The organism is Pseudomonas sp. 2822-17 (assembly GCF_002742485.1).
GTDB lineage: Bacteria > Pseudomonadota > Gammaproteobacteria > Pseudomonadales > Pseudomonadaceae > Aquipseudomonas > Aquipseudomonas cyclaminis.
Map to the genome: position 1 here is coordinate 1 of NZ_LJRZ01000291.1, position 2,294 is coordinate 2,294.

Genomic DNA, 2,294 nt, shown 5'->3' on the forward strand with positions numbered 1-2,294 from the left:
ACCGGCGAAGGCCAGCCGACTGTGACCCTGGTCAACGACGTTCCACTGATCGACATCACGCCGACCACCATCGTCGAAAACACCGCCGAAGCAGGCACCGTCGCCGGTACCTTCAACGCACGTGACGAAGAAACCCCGCGCGAAAACCTGACCATTAGCTTCACCGCCGGCACCAACGCAGACGGCTACTACGCCATCTCTGGCAACAACGTGGTCCTGACTGCAAAAGGTGCAGAGTTCGTTAACGCTGGCAACCAGTTGCCGAAAATCGACCTGACTGTCACCGACGCTGGTGGCCTCAGCTCCACCGGCGAAGGCCAGCCGACTGTGATCCTGGTTAACGACGTTCCGTTGATCGACATCACACCGACCACCATCGTCGAAAACACCGCCGAAGCAGGCACCGTCGCCGGTACCTTCAACGCGCGTGACGAAGAAACCCCACGCGAAAACCTGACGATCAGCTTCACCGCTGGTACCAACGCCGACGGCTACTACGCAATTTCTGGCAACAACGTTGTCCTGACCGCGAAAGGTGCAGAGTTCGTTAACGCGGGTAACCAACTGCCGAAGATCGATCTGACTGTCACTGACGCTGGTGGCCTCAGCTCCACCGGCGAAGGTCAGCCGACCGTAACGCTGGTCAACGACGTACCGTTGATTGATGTAACGCCGACCACCATCGTTGAAAACACCGCCGAAGTGGGCACCGTCGCCGGTACCTTCAACGCGCGTGACGAAGAAACCCCACGCGAAAACCTGACGATCAGCTTCACCACCGGCACCAACGCCGACGGCTACTACGCCATCTCCGGCAATAACGTGGTCCTGACTGCAAAAGGTGCCGAATTCGTCAACGCTGGTAATCAGTTGCCGAAAATCGACCTGACCGTTACCGACGCTGGTGGCCTCAGCTCCACCGGCGAAGGTCAGCCGACCGTAACCCTGGTCAACGACGTTCCACTGATCGACATCACACCGACCACCATCGTCGAAAACACCGCCGAAGCAGGCACCGTCGCCGGTACTTTCAACGCCCGTGACGAAGAAACCCCACGCGAAAATCTGACGATCAGCTTCACCGCTGGCACCAACGCCGACGGCTACTACGCCATCTCCGGCAATAACGTGGTCCTGACCGCCAAAGGCGCCGAATTCGTCAACGCGGGTAACCAACTGCCGAAGATCGATCTGACTGTCACCGACGCTGGTGGCCTCAGCTCCACCGGCGAAGGTCAGCCGACCGTAACGCTGGTCAACGACGTACCGTTGATTGATGTAACGCCGACCACCATCGTTGAAAACACGGCCGAAGTGGGCACCGTCGCCGGTACCTTCAACGCGCGTGACGAAGAAACCCCACGCGAAAACCTGACGATCAGCTTCACCGCAGGCACCAACGCCGACGGCTACTACGCCATCTCCGGCAATAACGTGGTCCTGACCGCTAAAGGCGCCGAATTCGTAAACGCGGGTAATCAGCTACCGAAAATCGACCTGACTGTTACTGACGCTGGTGGCCTCAGCTCTACCGGCGAAGGCCAGCCGACTGTGACCCTGGTCAACGACGTTCCACTGATCGACATCACGCCGACCACCATCGTCGAAAACACCGCCGAAGCAGGCACCATCGCCGGTACCTTCAACGCACGTGACGAAGAAACTCCGCGTGAAAATCTGACCATCAGCTTCACCACCGGCACCAACGCCGACGGTTACTACGCCATCTCCGGCAATAACGTGGTCCTGACCGCCAAAGGCGCCGAATTCGTCAACGCTGGCAACCAGCTGCCGAAGATCGACCTGACCGTCACCGACGCCGGTGGCCTCAGCTCCACCGGCGAAGGCCAGCCGACTGTAACCCTGGTCAACGACGTACCACTGATCGACATCACGCCGACCACCATCGTTGAAAACACCGCCGAAGCAGGCACCGTCGCCGGTACCTTCAACGCCCGTGACGAAGAAACCCCGCGTGAAAACCTGACGATCAGCTTCACTGCTGGCACCAACGCAGACGGCTACTACGCCATCTCCGGCAGCGACGTCGTCCTGACCGCCAAAGGCGCCGAATTCGTCAACGCTGGCAATCAGCTGCCGAAGATCGACCTGACCGTCACCGACGCCGGTGGCCTCAGTTCTACTGGCGAAGGCCAGCCGACTGTGACCCTGGTTAACGACGTTCCACTGATCGATATCACGCCGACCACTATCGTCGAAAACACCGCCGAAGCAGGCACCGTCGCCGGTACCTTCAACGCCCGTGACGAAGAAACGCCGCGTGAAAATCTGAC

General features: G+C 59.5%; 1 protein-coding gene. It reads left to right on the forward strand.

All coding sequences use genetic code 11. From position 1 onward, the window contains the following. A partial coding sequence (locus AOA60_RS32605) for a hypothetical protein (protein ID WP_158235022.1) occupies positions 1 to 2,294 on the forward strand: 2,294 nt, incomplete at both ends.